This is a genomic window from Acidithrix ferrooxidans (genome assembly GCF_000949295.1).
Classification (GTDB): domain Bacteria; phylum Actinomycetota; class Acidimicrobiia; order Acidimicrobiales; family Acidimicrobiaceae; genus Acidithrix; species Acidithrix ferrooxidans.
Genome location: NZ_JXYS01000016.1, coordinates 1 through 16,250 on the forward strand (window position 1 = coordinate 1; position 16,250 = coordinate 16,250).

13 protein-coding genes and 2 pseudogenes are annotated in these 16,250 nt (G+C 48.3%); 10 read left to right on the forward strand and 5 right to left on the reverse strand.

Features of this window, described 5'->3' with window-relative positions:
• Positions 1-343, forward strand: a pseudogene (locus AXFE_RS19840) (hypothetical protein); the annotation flags it as partial.
• Positions 276-785: a transposase gene (locus AXFE_RS03040; protein WP_160291708.1), complete on the forward strand. Its 510-nt coding sequence runs from the start codon at positions 276-278 to the stop codon at positions 783-785. The pseudogene AXFE_RS19840 and the gene AXFE_RS03040, both read left to right, overlap by 68 nt.
• On the opposite strand, the gene AXFE_RS03045 is transcribed toward AXFE_RS03040, so the two are convergent.
• Entirely contained in the window at positions 757-2,877 is a 2,121-nt protein-coding gene (locus tag AXFE_RS03045) for a putative transposase (RefSeq protein ID WP_052604419.1), read from the reverse strand. The genes AXFE_RS03040 and AXFE_RS03045 overlap by 29 nt on opposite strands.
• A 435-nt stretch (positions 2,878-3,312) precedes the next feature.
• Between AXFE_RS03045 and AXFE_RS03050 the strand changes: the two genes are divergently transcribed.
• Both AXFE_RS03050 and AXFE_RS03055 read left to right on the forward strand, forming a co-directional pair.
• Positions 3,313-5,184, forward strand: coding sequence for a WD40/YVTN/BNR-like repeat-containing protein (locus AXFE_RS03050; RefSeq protein ID WP_052604420.1), 1,872 nt, complete (start codon positions 3,313-3,315; stop codon positions 5,182-5,184).
• Between the two features lie 849 nt (positions 5,185-6,033).
• Positions 6,034-6,483 carry a hypothetical protein gene (locus AXFE_RS03055; RefSeq protein WP_052604421.1) on the forward strand — a complete coding sequence of 150 codons (450 nt, stop codon included), beginning with the start codon at positions 6,034-6,036 and terminating at the stop codon, positions 6,481-6,483.
• Positions 6,484-7,044: 561 nt separating this feature from the next.
• Here the strand turns inward: AXFE_RS03055 and AXFE_RS03060 are convergent.
• From AXFE_RS03060 to AXFE_RS03070, 3 genes and pseudogenes are all read right to left on the reverse strand, one after another.
• Positions 7,045-7,470 (reverse strand): annotated as a pseudogene (locus AXFE_RS03060) (ISL3 family transposase); the annotation flags it as partial.
• Positions 7,471-7,674: 204 nt separating this feature from the next.
• A complete protein-coding gene (locus tag AXFE_RS03065) occupies positions 7,675-7,884 on the reverse strand; it encodes a hypothetical protein (RefSeq protein WP_052604423.1) in 210 nt (69 codons plus the stop codon).
• The gene (locus tag AXFE_RS03070) at positions 7,881-8,906 is read right to left on the reverse strand and encodes an IS630 family transposase (RefSeq protein WP_052604424.1); all 1,026 of its coding nucleotides are present in this window, start codon (positions 8,904-8,906) and stop codon (positions 7,881-7,883) included. Before AXFE_RS03070 ends, AXFE_RS03065 begins: the two co-directional genes overlap by 4 nt.
• Before the next feature lie 586 nt (positions 8,907-9,492).
• On the opposite strand from AXFE_RS03070, the gene AXFE_RS03075 reads away from it, so the two are divergent.
• The 4 genes from AXFE_RS03075 to AXFE_RS03090 all read left to right on the forward strand — a co-directional run bounded on the left by AXFE_RS03075 (position 9,493) and on the right by AXFE_RS03090 (position 12,998).
• Complete coding sequence (locus AXFE_RS03075; protein WP_052604425.1) at positions 9,493-9,870, forward strand: hypothetical protein; 378 nt, start codon at positions 9,493-9,495, stop codon at positions 9,868-9,870.
• A 159-nt stretch (positions 9,871-10,029) separates the two neighbouring features.
• The gene (locus AXFE_RS03080; RefSeq protein ID WP_052604426.1) at positions 10,030-10,827 is read left to right on the forward strand and encodes a nucleotidyl transferase AbiEii/AbiGii toxin family protein; all 798 of its coding nucleotides are present in this window, start codon (positions 10,030-10,032) and stop codon (positions 10,825-10,827) included.
• 139 nt (positions 10,828-10,966) lie between these two features.
• The gene (locus AXFE_RS03085; RefSeq protein ID WP_052604427.1) at positions 10,967-11,353 is read left to right on the forward strand and encodes a (R)-mandelonitrile lyase; all 387 of its coding nucleotides are present in this window, start codon (positions 10,967-10,969) and stop codon (positions 11,351-11,353) included.
• A gap of 730 nt (positions 11,354-12,083) precedes the next feature.
• The gene (locus AXFE_RS03090) at positions 12,084-12,998 is read left to right on the forward strand and encodes a hypothetical protein (RefSeq protein WP_052604428.1); all 915 of its coding nucleotides are present in this window, start codon (positions 12,084-12,086) and stop codon (positions 12,996-12,998) included.
• Positions 12,999-13,785: 787 nt separating this feature from the next.
• Here AXFE_RS03090 and AXFE_RS03095 read toward each other — a convergent pair.
• The gene (locus AXFE_RS03095) at positions 13,786-14,151 is read right to left on the reverse strand and encodes a hypothetical protein (protein WP_152625833.1); all 366 of its coding nucleotides are present in this window, start codon (positions 14,149-14,151) and stop codon (positions 13,786-13,788) included.
• 14 nt (positions 14,152-14,165) lie between these two features.
• Here AXFE_RS03095 and AXFE_RS21300 point away from each other — a divergent pair, with 14 nt between their 5' ends.
• Positions 14,166-14,429 (forward strand): Txe/YoeB family addiction module toxin, encoded by a 264-nt coding sequence (locus tag AXFE_RS21300; protein WP_082058442.1) that lies wholly within the window; start codon positions 14,166-14,168, stop codon positions 14,427-14,429.
• On the forward strand, positions 14,357-14,959 hold the full coding sequence (locus tag AXFE_RS03100) for a chloramphenicol phosphotransferase CPT family protein (RefSeq protein WP_235347549.1): 603 nt from the start codon (positions 14,357-14,359) through the stop codon (positions 14,957-14,959). Before AXFE_RS21300 ends, AXFE_RS03100 begins: the two co-directional genes overlap by 73 nt.
• The last annotated feature ends 1,291 nt before the right edge of the window (positions 14,960-16,250 follow it).

Consider the following 16,250-nt stretch of genomic DNA (forward strand, 5'->3'; position numbering starts at 1 on the left):
TTTCAAATACCCACAAGGTCGTCTTCGCCTAAGTGATCGGGCGGCTAGATGGGCAACTTATGCTGTTGGAGCCCAGCGTCGTAGCGTTTCTTGTGTGGCTAAGGAACTTGGCTGTGATTGGCATACGATAAATGACGCAGTCGTTGCCTATGGAGCTGCATTGGTGGATGATCCTTCACGTTTTGGTGCTGTGGATGCTCTGGGACTAGACGAGGTCTTGTTCTACCGTGAAGGTAAGTATCACAAACAGAATTGGGCTACAACTATTTCTAGATGTGAGACGTGGTGTAGCTTTAGATGTTGTAGCGGGTCGAGGCGGAGCCAATCCAAAGGCTTGGATTGAAAGTCAAGAACAAAGCTGGCGTGATGGAGTTAAATGGGGAACCCTCGATCTATCTGGTGGTTACAAAGCCGTATTTAGAAAGGCTCTGCCAAAGACAACCCTTGTAGCCGATCCATTTCACCTGATCAAGCTGGCCAACCAACGAATCGATGAAACTAGGCGTCGAGTTCAGAACGAGCTCTATGGGTCACGCGCAAGAGCAGGTGATCCTTTGTATAGAATACGACGATTACTAACTATGGCAGATGAACGATTGACTAGTTATGCCAAAGATAAGCTCGTTGGACTACTCAAAGCCGATGATCCAGGCAATGAGGTTGCTACTGCTTGGCAGGCCAAAGAGGCCCTAAGGGAGCTATATACCATTTCTGACCCAAGCCTCAAACCTCCGGTAATAGCGAATTACATCAATGTCAAGATTTTGGCTCGATCTGATAAGTAATTGGTCGGTTGTCACCGCTAAGGCGCGGTGGGTTAGCGTTGAGTTGTTCTATGAGCAGACTAAGGGCTCGATTGATGCGGGGAGCATCAGGCTGACGAATGGTAACGGTAATTGCTCTTGGGCTATAGCGGATCTCACCGGGCTGATGAAGCAAGTTACGAGTAATGCTCCGGTACTCATTTAGATCACAGAGATAGTTGTTGAGCGTTCGAGCCAAGTCAAGTTCTGCGTTGTAAGCGAGCAATCTACAGACCATCTGTAAGGCCCGGCGATTGGTGACAGGCCAAGCTCTAGTGGCATTGGGATCGATATCGGTAGCGGGGATCTTGGCGGGGATAGCTTTGAGTGCAACTCTTGCTTCCTCGAAGGCCACACGTGCCACCTCGAGTTGACGCGAGAGACTATCAAGAGTGTTGTTTTTCTCTTTGATGTCGGCAGTTTGGGTAGTAGCGTTTCTTCCAATAGATCTCTCAAGCTCTGCAACAGCTAATTCAGCGCTCTTGAGTGCGTTATGGGCTTGAGTGCGCATGGGATTGGTTACCTTGGCTACATTAGGGCGGCGATCCATGCGATAGTCACACAACCAACCAATGCCGTGGTGGTCTTGTAAGTACTTGAAGCTGTTTTCGATGCGCCACCGCGATCTCAGGGTGTGTGCTAGGCGAGCAGCACTGCTCACCAAATCAGAGGTGAGGATCTGCAATGCCACCTGACCATCCTCATAGATGCTGATCTGGCGGAGCGCTCCGACATCTTCTAGATGAAGAGTCTCTGATGCTACTTGGATGTAGTGTCGATATCCATCTATGGTTACCCATGAGTGTTTAGGTAAAACACTAGGTACCTCAAGAGGGGCACGGCGATAGGTGACCCAGTCGAAGCCGGCCTTGTTCAACTCGGCAAAGACCTTGGGGTAGGCACCACCCCGGTCAAAGCCGACCATCACCGGGCGGTCCCCACAGATGACCCGTAGCTGTTCAAGAGGACCCCACATGGTTTTGGAGAGCGACGACGGTGCTCCAGATGAAAAACAGATGGCCCGCCAATTCTCATCGACGATTAACGTGTCGCTCCTACCTGGCTCGCCGCGTCGTCGGCGGGTATTCCAACCTTTAGCCAGTGGAGCAGACCCGGTATAGGCAACGAAGTGATCGTCAACAAAGAACACTTCCGGAGCGCTATCGTCGGCCTCTAGCATTGCCTTGGCTAGAGCTACTTGTACTCTAAGAGGATCAATCTCATCGGCAAGGCCAGCGAGCCGGGGGCGCAGGGTTCGAAGATGAGGAAAGCGTTCCAAGCCGACCAGTGCTCCGGCGTCAGTGTCCAATAGGTGCTTGGTTCCCTCTAGTGACGATGCACCAAGTGCGAATCCAAAGGTTGCAACAAGCAACGTGGCGCTCACGTCGTAGCGGCGTGCGCTACCTGATGGCAACACACCGAACACAGCACTGGCACCCACTCGATCAAAAAAGCCATGCAAAAGCATCGCCCCTGCATAGGCACTTTGGCGGATCCCATCGCTGATGCGGGTAACTACAGGATTGTCGGTGTCGCTACTGTTTCCAAGATCGGGCTTTACTATGGCGGATTCGGCTTCTATGTTTGCTTGATCGGGCTTTTCAACCCCATCAATGACACTGAGGCGTAGTTGTTCGGACTCAGGGCGAACTCGCCGTGCCAGAAGACGGCTCACAGTGGCGGTCGAGACCGAAATTGCAGCGGCGATCTCGGTCCCTGGACGGTTTGCATCCGCCATGGCATAGGCCTGAGCAATCGCCTCATCACTGAGAAGCCGGGGTCGTCCCATAGGTGGGACCAAAGCGGCGGAACCGCCCTTGGATGCTCTGCCCCGCAATCTCGAGATGTATTCGGGTCGCAACTCAAAGAGAGCAGCCACCTCTAAGCCCGAGGCTCCTGCCGAAGTAAGTGCCACGATGGCCAAGTTTCGCATCCCAAGGTCCGCTGGATCGTAGACGAAAACTGCCCGAGGCCCCCAGCTCACCACCATCTCGCCGTTTACCATCGTCTTAGTGAGCTTGAATGGCGCAGGCATACCCGGAAGCAATTCGATTTGTTCTCGGCGTTTTCTCATCTCCTTATCATAGCACTATTGAACGACTTATGCAATTCCTAACATAAAAGAAATCCCTGTTCAAAACAGGGATTGTGGCTCAACTACCGGAGGTCTGAGGCTCTTAATGGGTGGTCATATTCGGTGATATCTATCATCAGCTATCAGTGCTTGAAGTTGGTCGACCGAATTGCGAATGGTCAAAAGTGTTCTTATTTCGTTCGATTCGGTTAATGCCCTGATCAAACGCCATCCTTTTGCAATTTGTAAATTCCAATACCTAGTTTAAGCCCCCCCCATACGCCAAGGCGACTTTAGCATTAGGATTATCCTTTTATCGACGTGATCATGGGCATTGCTTTTTAGAAGAAGCGAAGCGGTCAAGGCAGTGGGAATCTTCCAAAGTGATCATTGCGATCGATATTGATCAATTTTCTATATATGGTACGGTGATTTATGAAATTGTTTCGTTTGTCAGGAACGTCAGTACTTATCGCCCTTCTAACTATGGTTTTGGCTAGCTGTGGATCTAGCAAATCTGTTTCTCCACCGAAAAGTTCCTTGACCGAGGTGCCCCTTAGCAAAGTTTTGAGATCTTATACACCAAAGATCAACGTTGGCTCGCCGGTCAACGTGAATTGGGGCAATACTCCAAATTTGAATCTGAGCGGAGCTGTAGATATTACCAAATTTGGCTCTATTTATCGGGCTGAGTTCAATGGGTCAACGAGCCAGATCTTTGTAAGACCAACGCCCAAGTCTAACTTCGCCGCACTAGGAACGATCGACGGCGAGATTCTACAGTTGCAATTTCCTAGTCAAAAGTACGGATTTGCTTTGGTTCGAAACCCAAGTTCAAATCCGTCTGGTATTGCAACACTTACAACACTCTATTCAAGTAGTGATGGTGGAAAGAAGTGGGCAATGGTCTCTACGGGTCTGCTCACACAGATTCACTTCTTCAGCCCCCAAGATGGCGTTGGCGTTACCTCAGTGACAAACTCTACAGCTGATCAACCACCAAGTGATGCGATTGAGACAACGACTGACGAGGGAAAGAACTGGCGCATGACTCAAATATTAGCAATAGCATCATCAAATGGCGCTCTCATTAATAGTTCCAGTTTTTCTTTTCCTTCTCAAGAGGTTGGCTTTTTAGCTATCGCTAGTCAGCCAGGCGCCGGCTCTCAAGCTAAGACACTATTGACTACACACAATGGTGGCACAACTTGGAAAGTTGTATCAACTGCAGGTTTTTCCAATACCACGAGTGGTCTACCTATAACTGGGTACTTGGAAGAGGTCACCTTTACTTCGCCAACAAACGGATACCTCGTCGTAGCCAGGGGACCTCGAGGTGCAGTTTATTCAAGCACCGATGGTGGTATTAGCTGGTCTACCGATCAGATATTGCCGGCGTCACCTAGTCCATCTACCTCAATTGCATATTATCGACATACGACACCTTATGGTCCATTGGCAATTACGAACTTTGGAGCAGTTTGGAGTTCCAATTCTGCAAATACTTGGAAACAAGTCTTTCCCTCCTATTGGCCATCTCAGCTTTCATTTGCCGATCAGATCCTTAGTGGCCTAACCTTAGATGGCTGGGGAGTCGTAATTCCACTCGATTCTTCCAAGGCTGTTAGTTTTACCTCCATACCAGCTTCAAATCCGATTTACTTCAAAGACTTTAGTTCCGGTGAGGTCGCTATCTCCGGAGGCAATTATTGGCTAAAGACGCGGTCTGGGCCTTGGAAAGATATTCTGATTCCAAATGCGGGGCAAGTGCTCTTCTCAGATTTCCTTTCGCCTAATAATGGCATTTTGGTGACAACTGCGAAGAGAGACAAGATCGTTGCTACCTCTGATGGAGGATCTACATGGCGTGGCGTCCAAGCGCCATTTATGCCAATTTCTCTTGATATGTTGTCGACTAACAATTGGTGGGTGATCGGCGGCGTTCAAGGTCCACTTCTGAACAATCCCTATAAGAAGAATGTAAGGGTAACCACCTATTCGCTCTACCACACGACTGATGGAGGGAAAACCTGGAAGAGGTTTACCTCTAGTTATTGGTCAAATCTCGGTCCCTACGGAATCAAATTCCAAAGCGCATCGATTGGTTATTTTTGGACCTCTCAACAACTACTAGTAACTCTTGACGGCGGTAAATCATTCAAGGCTAGGCCGCTTCCTAGTTGGCTGCAGATCTCTTCAGATCATGGACTAGTTCCGACTGGTAGTTCTTCGGCGGTGGTAACCGACGGCTCTCTTCCTCTGTTTAGGACAAATGACAATGGGGCTAGCTTTAGCGCTATCTCATAAGGAGATTGGCAGTTGAATCTCCAACCAATATGGTCTCTTGCGACAAGAGACCATAGGCCGATCGTCAAGAGTGGCTTCGTCTAAGGGTATAACTGGGCGGCAAAGCTAGCGAAGGACTTCGGCGAGTGTGGTCGACGGCTACGAGTTGCACGAAATCACTCTGTTCTGATTTGGTGGTGGGTCGCCCACCTCTTACTATGGTGCATTTGTTGGATCATCCTTGGTACTGTTTAGTGAAAGTGAATTTAATATCGAGTTCTTGCGTTAATTGTCGCTCCTTTTTTGGTCTTCAAATAAGGCTAGGTTTGACGTAGCTTCAATCGATTAGTCCGAACAATTACGCGCCACTCGAAGAGATTGCTGCGCGAAGCACCTTTAGCTATCGGTTAGTGCGAGGATTACTCTTCCATGCTGACGTGATTACTCTTCGCAAGCAACGAGACCTTGTAAGGTCATTTTTAAGGGTGTTTGGGCGGACGGGCTCAGCCCGTTTACTTCAATATCGTATAGATCGAATATGCTTCACCAATCCAAAGTCGTGATTCGACTTTGGATTGGTGGAGTCAAAGAATTGAATGGTCACGGGTATGAGTGGATCAGCGTTATGGCTTATCGGGAATGAACGGTCCTTTCGTCTGAAACCGCATCGATTCCTCCAGAAAAGACCTCGAGGGATGGATGGAGGCCGATCCAAATCTTGTGGCATGATGGAATCGAAGTGATGCGCAGTCAACTGAACTTGGGAAGTGCATTTCTTGACTTATAGTGCATTAAGTAGCCCGGTACTTGGATCATTATTGAGCTAAAAAAGCATCGCGTCGCGAGAGGCCATCACACAGGGAATCGATTATGCGACAAGACTATCGGAGCTCTCAATTGGCAAGGAATGAGAACCAAGAACGCATAACGGTACATACCTATGTCAAAGGTTCCGACATAAAAACGGTCAACGCGGCCTACATGCGCCAAACATGTCCTAATCCAAAGTGGGGGTATATCTCTTTAGACAACCGAAACGGGGATATGTTTCACTGTCGCAATCCTTATTTGGATTGCAACTGGCTGGGTGATGTGGACTACGTAGCATCCATGAATATCAAATCAAGGGTTGAAGATCACCAGATCAGCCGGTTCACTCCTTATAGAGAAGTGAAAAAGATCCTTGATGAGATTCCTACGCCGAATGGAAAGCCAAAACGTCAAAACAGATGTCAAGACTACCGCTCAGGTGAGGACTACAAGCAAACCATTGCGACGCAAGTCGAACATGTAAGATGGGCAACTACCAATTCTCATTAGTTCTGTTCTTGTGGACAGGAAAGAATACACGAGGGTTGCTTGAGAGCGAAAAGAAACGAAACGAAATGTATATTAATGTATATGAATTTTGGAGCGGAACCTTCCTGGTCATTCGAGCGGATTCGAAGTTTCCAATTGAATCCCAACCACTTGACGAGTCGAAAGCTTAGATGTCCGTGTCAACTCACCTTCAAAGGGTTAAATCGCCGCCAGTACTATACAGATAATGATATTTTTATATCATTATCTGTATGCTTGATTGCGTGAAAACAAGCGTGCTATTGCAAACACTGGACAAGTGGGACAGGCATGGGGTTTGGGCTTTCGATGTGCCTCGACTCAAATTGCTATTTGATGACTCACCTGGCGACCTTCAGCAATCCCTCAAGCATCAAACTCGAGCAGGCAATATCGGGTTCTCCTAACATAGATGTGGATCAAGCAACCCTTTCGTAGGGGAGCTTGAGATCAATCGGACCGCATGAAAGCATCACCAAGCCAAGTGTTGATTTTGCAGAGTGAAGACCATAGCATCTAGCAATGGCGGATCTAATATATTGTTTAGACCCTCAAGCCTTCCATTAGAGACACCCTTTTCAAGCTAGGGGGCTCAATAGCAGCCATAATTCCAGCTTTATGGATTCGAATTGTCTTTGACAATCTGACAAAGCTAGGTATCTGTGATCGTGAAGCACGAGCACACCAGGAATCCAAGAACTCAGCTACTTCGTCATTGGATAATCCACTACCGAATATCCCTCTTAGGGATTCTTTCATCTCTAAGGGCTTTAGAAGTATTGCAGCGGTTGACTTTATTTGACGTAGAGTCTCATTTTGGCGTTGAGTCAAATCACCAGGATTCTTTAGTAATGCCCATCTTGCACTCACAAACCTACGGGCGTAATCTGGAGTAGGAAGTTTTCTCAGTTGGCGCCATAGGTCGCATCTTACCTCCTCCAGGGCCTCAGTGCCCAATTTAACGACATGAAAAGGATCGAGGTTGCGACCTAAGTATCTGGTGTGCGATCAGCGAAAGCTTTAGCAAAAGCTGGTCCCATGTCCACTGTTGCTACTTGTGTGAGAGCTTGGAACGTTGCGAACCAAGCTCACATAAGAACCCATCTAGACTCTTAGCGCTTTTTCCTTCTGCTCCATAGACGATCTTTCCAGTTTCATGATCTGTTACGGGCTCTAAATAACTTGGGTTATGTACTTATGGTGTTTACGATAGGCAATCTCATCTACCCCTATTATTGAGAGCTTCTCTAGTCGCTTTGGATCGATCTCTTTGGCTACTACTCTCTCACAGATCGTACCAACTGTTTTCTGAGCAATCCGGGTGAGCTTCGTAACTGTTGTTTTATCCATCTTTGCGGTTGAGCCGGCAACTATAGAGCTCACACTCTGACTTGCTCCTTGAAATCAAGCAAAGAGTATGGGAATGTCGTCGTGTTGAGATAGTCGACTAATTCCTTTGTGACTGGTTCAATCTTGGGAATGAAGCGATTGTGGGTTACAGCAGAGCGCCCTTGCTTCCAAACGTGTTCCTGGGGATTGAGTTGCGGAGAATACGGAGGGAAATGGACTGCTTCGATGTGATGCTCCCTAATTGCCTCTTGAGCGACGCTCCCTCTGTGCCATCCTGCCCCATCCCATATAAGCAGAATCTTCTCTCTTGGGTAGATCTTGCGGATCGCCAGCAGTATGGCCGCTGTTTCATGCATAGTCTGGCGCTCTGTTGCAAATGCATGCTCCTTGCCTGTCTTGAGGTTTAAAAACCCATAGATGCTCCGGTTCATTCTGGTTCCATTGGTCTCAATTACAGCTGGTGTGGTTCCTTTCGGTATCCACACTTTCTGAGTAGTTGTCGCCTGAGTGAGAACCATCTCGTCTTCACAGAGAATCACCGTATCTGGATCAGAGAATGCCTCTTTCAGACGTTCTTGCTGCTCGTCTATCCATTCAGCTACCGCTTGTGGATCAGCCTTCTCGTACTGTTTGCCCGGCAGATGGAAGCTGAACTTACTTTCCCGAAACAGAACGTAATAGCTAGTCCTAGAGGCATAGAGAACACCGTATCTGCGCTTGAGTACTGTAGCCAGGATCCGTGTTGACCAAAACGGGGAACTGCTATAGCCGTGGTCATTGGGAGTTGTAGTCGTGAGCATGATTGCCACTTCATCTCTTTGAGACTTTGAGAGAAGTACCGGAGCGTTGTTATGGCGCTTGTCCTTGAATGCCTCAGTGCCAACGCTGCGGAATGACCGTCGAATTCGCTGTACATGCTTGACAGAGAGGCCTGTCCTGTTGAGGGGACTCCCATCTTCAAGGGTGAGAACTGCCAGCGCCCGCTTATATTCGTCGATGTTTTCAGTCTTCGCCATGAATGCTTCAATAGTGGCGAGTTCCTCGGGTGTAAGCATGTCATGAGAAGATTAACACACCCCACAAGAAATTAAAAGGGCTCATTGGAGCATTTCAGAGTGTTATGCGAATAGATGTTCAAAGTCTCTCGTGAAGCGAGATTTGCGATACCGGTCACCCAAATGGCACTGACTCAGTGATTACTCCATGATTGGGGCATTTCGGTCTCCGTAGGGCACAAGAGATCCAAGTACGACGTATTCCCATGTCAAGATGTCTCCAGCGAGAGTTGATAAGTTCTGATGTCGTAGCGGTATTTTGTTTTGAATTTACGGCTTATTCAACAACACGGTGGACATGCGAGTTTGGATCGTGCAAGTTTGACATCTACAACAATTTCATCTTTTGAGATAAAAATATCGTTGACAATGACACCTTTAACGTCAAGCAACTGCTTGACTAGAGAGTTAGCGTGCACGGTTAGATCTCCTAAATCTGTGTGTTAGTAACTTCAAATTTAGAGGTCACAAACCGTGCACGTTTCATTCAATGCTTTTAAAGACCCAAAAGTTCTTATCGTACAGGCGTTACTTATCAGTTATGGGGTCTTAGTGACCCACATGAGGGTTAGGAGAGCCCAATATCGTGCGTATCGCTCGTGGGATATATGTAAATCCCAGAGCAAGAAGTATGCCAGCTGAGCCCCTTCTCGCTTTGGCATCCATCATTAGACCATTTGATTTTTCATACCTCTCTCTCGAATCGGTACTGTCCGATGCAGGATGGATTTCGCAGATAGCGCAGAGATATACGCTTATGTCCACAGGACGAAGCTCCGTATTTTACACACCATATTGCGTGCTTGAATTTACTCACACGTCGCGAAAGGTACGATCACCAGAGATTGTTTTCGATAGGAGCAGAGATATTCATGTCGCAACTCCAAAACGTGCATATGAAGACCTACGTTTCACCAAGCGCAACCTAACGATGGTTGAGCTAATGGAAACCACGGTATCATGATGGCAGCCGAGTTTACTTCATTGCTTGAGATGGCTCAGGAGATCGCAAGGGAAAGGCAGGCGAGCGTACCCGCGGTGGTGAAGGAACTCTTGCACTACGAAATCCTTTAGGCGCTACTTCAAAGGGGACAACGGCAATGTATTTACGACACTATCGAACTTGCACTACGAAATCCTTCAGGCGCTACTTCAAAGTGGGAGTGCGTCAACCTTGGTCTTGACGGGCGGAACAGCACTGCGCCTTTGCTACGGCGGAGTTCTTTATTCCGAGGATTTAGATTTTGCTGGTGGACTAGATTTTGATCCCTCCCAAATGAAGCCTTTTATGGAACGGCTAAAAGACAACGTGGGGGCTACGTATGGGCTATTGGCGGAGGTAGATGAATACCTTCCTAATGGAAATGACAGTGTGCATGTCAGCCGATGGAAGTCAAAGATTTTGCTGCCAAACTTTGATAGGTCTCTGAAACAGAATTATGTCATTCACCTTGAAGTGGCAAGGATTTCTTCCTGTACCGGCGAAGTGCGACCAATTCAAGTTATTTCCAACAATGTCTCATTTGGCTACAGGTCTCTCATGCTCAGAGTCGAATCTAAAGTGGAAATTCTGGCAGACAAGATCGTTGCGCTCGGAGCACGCGACCATGTCAAGCCTAGGGACCTATGGGATATTCATATGCTCGCCCAGGATGCAGTCCTACTAAATGGCGACTTTGTGCGCTCCAAGATAAACGACTATCATCTCGATTATGCTCGTTTTCTCCAACAGTTGGCCGAAAGGGTTGCGCTGCTTAGAAAACCGCTCACGGTTAGTGGATTCCAGAAAGAGATGTCACGGTTTCTTGATGCTCAAATCCAGACATTTATCCGTGAGCCACGATATGTACACGACATTTTAGAAGTGGTCATCGGTGTGGCAGAAGCAGCTATTGGTGAACTCGAGGGGACCGCCCCATAGGTTCCATAGAAGTTCAGGCTACTTGCTGCCTAGAAGCTGTGTTCGACATATATCTTCTATTAGCGATAGAAGATATATGTCGCTTCAAGGTTGCAAGATGCGCATGTGACAAGCGGGCATCTAATTAGGGAGAAAAACTATGGAATTGAACAAAAGGCAGCCAACCATAAAGGGACCATCTGACTGGTTCACCGGTGACGTCTATCTAGATCGTCTTGCTAATGGTGGTGAACTCTCGCCTTTATCGGTTGGCTCCGTCCACTTCACCCCAGGTGCGAGGACGGCTTGGCATTCCCATCGCGGAGGCCAAACACTATACGTTACCGAGGGCAAGGGTCTCGTTCAGGCACACGATGGCGAGGTCCTAGAGGTTACATCCGGTGACGTAGTCGTTTCAGGCGACGGAGAATTACATTGGCATGGTGCCACGCCGGATTACTATATGACGCACATCTCTATGACAATCGGTGAAGCGACTTGGGGACAACACGTCACGGATGCACAATACTTCGGTCCTTCTAAGTAGTCAAGGTTAGGGCAGCTACAAATGCGAAATTAATTGGCCTTTGGAGTTTGCAAGTTGCATTCTTGGGGCTCCAAAGCTGAATCAACCAACGGAACACAAACCGCAACTCGACATAGGGTTTGGTATCTTAAACGACGTATCCGTTAGTGATGCAACTTGTGAGTGGGATATAGATTCGATGGAAATTTTTCAAAATACTAAATCCGGGTAACCTCGCTTCACCGAAAATGGTAGCCAACTAGTCAAATGGTGCAGTAAGCGAGGTATGAGTCAAAGCGTTTGATGTCAAAGCGTTTGATTAAGTGTGCGACCCGGAATGTGACCCACAATTTGACCCGGAACGGCTTTCGGTGATCAACGGCTTTTCTTGCGAAACTGCCACCGTGAACATACCCACCCAATCAACGCAAGTCACACCAAAAGGTGCAGTGCCGTAAGGCCAGAGCCCGAAGTAGTGCCCAGAACCGGGCCTTGTCTGAGACATCTCAGACAAGCAAGCCGAAACTAGCGAACTCATCTACCAGTGCTAATTCATTAGCACCAGACCAGTCGGTCGCGGTGGCATGATGGAAGCGATGTTAGGTAACCCCAACCAAACATACGGAGCCAGAATCCCCGTCCGTAAGGGCGGGGAGGTTCACCAGTGCTGATGCATGTGATCTAAAAATCAACTTTGGGTTACCGCTCTATTATATTACTGTTGCCCAAAGAGCACCAAGGAGGCAGAGAGATGACGTTTAAACTTTTAAAGCAGGGCAACAGTGGGACTAAGGTGGTGATTATGATTGTCGGCTCAGTCGTGGCACTCATCCTCCTAACCTTTGCTATCATCGCCTCGAATCCATCTTCAAAATCACAGAAAACAACGGTGAGTAAAAGTTCAAAGAAAAGTACTGCTCAAAGTACCAAAGCGACTAATCAAGCCGCTGTCAGGTCTGATACCGTCAAATCTACCTCTACCACCTTGATTACCACTACAACTACCTCTGTCGCAACCAATATGTCGACCATTACCACCTTCCCGCCTTCATCGTCGGTGGCCAAGTCTTTGACGACGTTCGTAGGAAATCTGTCTGGCACCGAATCGAGCGCTGCGAGTGCGGCACAGATCACCTACCATGGCTTCATATTGAGTCCGGCAGTACTTGATGGGCAGACCCCAGTTGCACTGGCAGCCTTTTCCTATGACCCGAATTCACTCAACGTCAAAGTTATGGCTTACCAGCAGGGGCAATGGACTGTAGTTGCCGAACTCGCTCGACCTTCTGATGAACCTGCCGCTGTTGACCCCAGCTTTCCGTGGATGGTGACTGCCTCATATTCACCAGGAATCACGGTTGGTGATGTAACGAATAATCGAAAGCCTACCTTTTTGATCCCGTTAGACTTTGCCGACAATATTCCTGGAGCCTTCGTAATCCAAACCTCACCTGTCTCGATATCAAGCTGGCAATATGCTAACTTTTACCCTTTTGGAAAAGCCACTCCTACAAATGTCTTAGCCCGTAATCCATCCTTTGTAGGCACCGAAATCAGAAGTACCTACAACAACTGCAACCCCGACTGCGCCTCAGGCACGGTTACTGCGCAATATTGGCAATTCGACCAAACAAAACAAGCATTTAGAATGCAGGCTCCTAGTTGATTGGCCTTCTATTATGTGAGCGTATCAGTCATACCCAAGTGTAGAAAAGCCTTTGAAAATCCAAAGGGCACAAGTCCAAGCAGTATTTCAAGAAGATTACCAATATAGGTCAGGTGCTAAATGCCAGAGCTTGATCAGCGAAATTGCTCGGGGCTCTTTTGATATTTTAGGCTAGTGGCGCACTCGTGATGCAGACCACGGTGATTTAGAACACGTGGCCCTTTGTCTGCAAATACGATCGTCCGAGCTCGTTATGAGAGCGTCAAAAAGGAGAAGTGGCTCTCGTCTTGGCGGTAATGACGCTAACCGAATCTGATACCGTGCGCCTATTGTAAAAGAGATTCTTTACGTAGAGCGTCCAACCCTTTGATCTAATGGTTCCCAAGGGACAAATTATCGGGCTAAGGAAAAAGTACGATGGGTAATCTGCAGCCGATTTCACCGGTTGAGGAACTAACGGAAGCTTTTAATGCGCCAAATTGAGACTAACAACGCTTGCGAACGTGACTACAAACGGGAAGCAATGGAAAGTTTATGCATAAATATAATTCGACGACTTAAGAGAGCTAATACTAAATTTCAGGTACATTAATGTTGGTGGTGACTTTAGGCGTAGAATGCTCGCAAGATTTAGGATTTGGTGATCGCAAGTCGTTGAAAAGTCGGTACCTAAAAATCCATGCAGTCCACTCTAGGTCGAGCGCATTCTCGTATAATCGAGCTAAGGTCGGATCGACCTTAGCTTTACACTGTGGCGTTCGCCTTGGCTGCGCGCTTACACCTCGGCTTAGACCAGGACTGTCGTAGCACCTATACTCCCGACCATGACCGTCTGGGCCAAAAGCGGTCTCGCCGGTCCCGTGAGGACCTCCTCACACGTTTTCCAGCCCTTAATGAGCAGGAAGAGGGGTCCAATCAGCCCAAATACTGAAGCAGCTGGAAAAGTTCGCCCAAGCCGACTATGCAAGTACTGATCTCCTTGATGCCGTCTACCAGTTCCAACAACGCCAGGCGCGGTACCGAGATTACGTCCGGAGCCATCGGGAGGATCCGGCCCCTTTGTTGGGACTTTCACTGTCGGAGGAAACGTCATCGACACTACCGCCTGCTCGATGCCGAGGAGGCGACTCTCCCTAGCAAAGGCGTCAACCACCAACTCGATCGGGCATGAGGCCGATCTTTACAACCCGAGGCTCGAAGGATCACGCATATTGTCAGCAGACTGAGCGCGATAATTCCAGACGAATCAAATGTTTGCTCGACGATGCCTTGTACGACCGAACAAGCGGGATCGGCGAACCTGAACCGCTCAGGCACGAGATACCTGGCACCTGGTCGCAGCGAATCACCAAGGGGCATTGGTTCGTCTGCCAACTGTTCGACGCGGACCTCTTGCTCCTTCAGTCCTACTATCACTTCGAGAAGTCATGACCCAGGTGATCGTGCTGAATGGCGGTTCGAGCTCAGGAAAGTCCTCGATTGCGCGAGCCCTTCAGGACATCTTGCCCAAAGTTTGGTTGACCTTCGGAGTGGACGCCCTGATCGAGGCGCTCCCTGGTAGAGGTGACGATCCCCGATCGGGATTGGTCCTCGAATCGGACGGCACCGTGACCATCCAGCCCGAGTTCCGAGCCCTCGAGGACGTCTGGTACGCAGGCCTGGCATTCATGACTCATAACGGTGCATCGTTAATTCTCGATGAAGTCCTTCTGACCGGAGGTATAGGGCAACGACGACTGCAAGGCGCATTGACCGGTCTTGACGTGTTGTGGATCGGAGTTCACTGCGACCCGAATGCGGCTGCCATGCGCGAAATAACCCGATCCGATCGCGTTCAGGGAATGGCAATGGCACAGGCACTTGCAGTGCATGAGGAGGTCATGTGCGACATCGAAGTCGATACTACCGATTACTCCGCTTTGGAATGCGCTCGCCGGATTACTCTTCGCGTCACTTCGTGATGCCTGAACACGAAAAGATCTGCCAACACGTGCTGGTGCCCATAAGGAATGCTGACAACGGATGGCTTTCCGGTACCTCTGGTGGTACCAGTTCCCCAGACTCGAATCTGGTAGGCATCCCGCGATATAACCAGTCGTTACGCGCTCGCGACCAATCTCCTGAACTGCAATTGGAAGGCTCCCTATTTAACGATCCGCTATTAATACGAGCTTGGTATCCATAACGTAGATGGAGGAAATTATTGTGAAGTCCAAAAGGCTATCCGTTTCGCCCGGAGTAAGCCAGGGACAGGCTCTTTCAGTCATCCGCTATTACCAAATAACAAAATTGCTCTAGCGTTTTCCCTGGAGTCGTTAGCCCCTAAAAACAACTTGGTCCAAAAATAACATAAATTCTGGACCATCAAATGAGGTCCCGCCAGCTCCATCAAGTATCTTCAATGACTATTTGATTTAGTCGGTAGCAGCAGTAGCAAACCGTTCGTGATAGTCGTCAAAGATTGTTGAATGGTGTATAGGCGCTTCGCGTTTATGTACAATTCAATATTCCCTTGCGAACCGATCGGCGAAGATTAAATAACCATTGTCGCCGAGAAATCGGAGAGTCAAAAACGGCTCAAAATAGCAAAGTTACCATTAATCTGAAAGCAGGCAGATGCGTCAACTATCCAGACATTTACGGTTATTGATCGATCGAGACTGGCGAAATGTTTAGGCATGTTGGACCGATCCACCATGACGCGCCTGGACGAAAGTCGGCTCTCCTAACCCTCATGTGGGTCACCAAGACCCCATAACCGATAAGTAACGCCTGTACGATAAGAACTTTTGGGTCTTTAAAAGCATTGAATGAAACGTGCACGGTTTGTGACCTCTAAATTTGAAGTTACTAACACACAGATTTAGGAGATCTAACCGTGCACGCTAACTCTCTAGTCAAGCAGTTGCTTGACGTTAAAGGTGTCATTGTCAACGATATTTTTATCTCAAAAGATGAAATTGTTGTAGATGTCAAACTTGCACGATCCAAGCTCGCATGTCCAAAGTGTTGTTGAATAAGCCGTAAATTCAAAACAAAATACCGCTACGACATCAGAACTTATCAACTCACGCTGGAGACATCTTGACATGGGAATACGTCGTACTTGGATCTCTTGTGCCCTACGGAGACCGAAATGCCCCAATCATGGAGTAATCACTGAGTCAGTGCCATTTGGGTGACCGGTATCGTAAATCTCGCTTCACGAGAGACTTTGAACATCTAGTTGCCGGCTCAACCGCAAAGATGGAT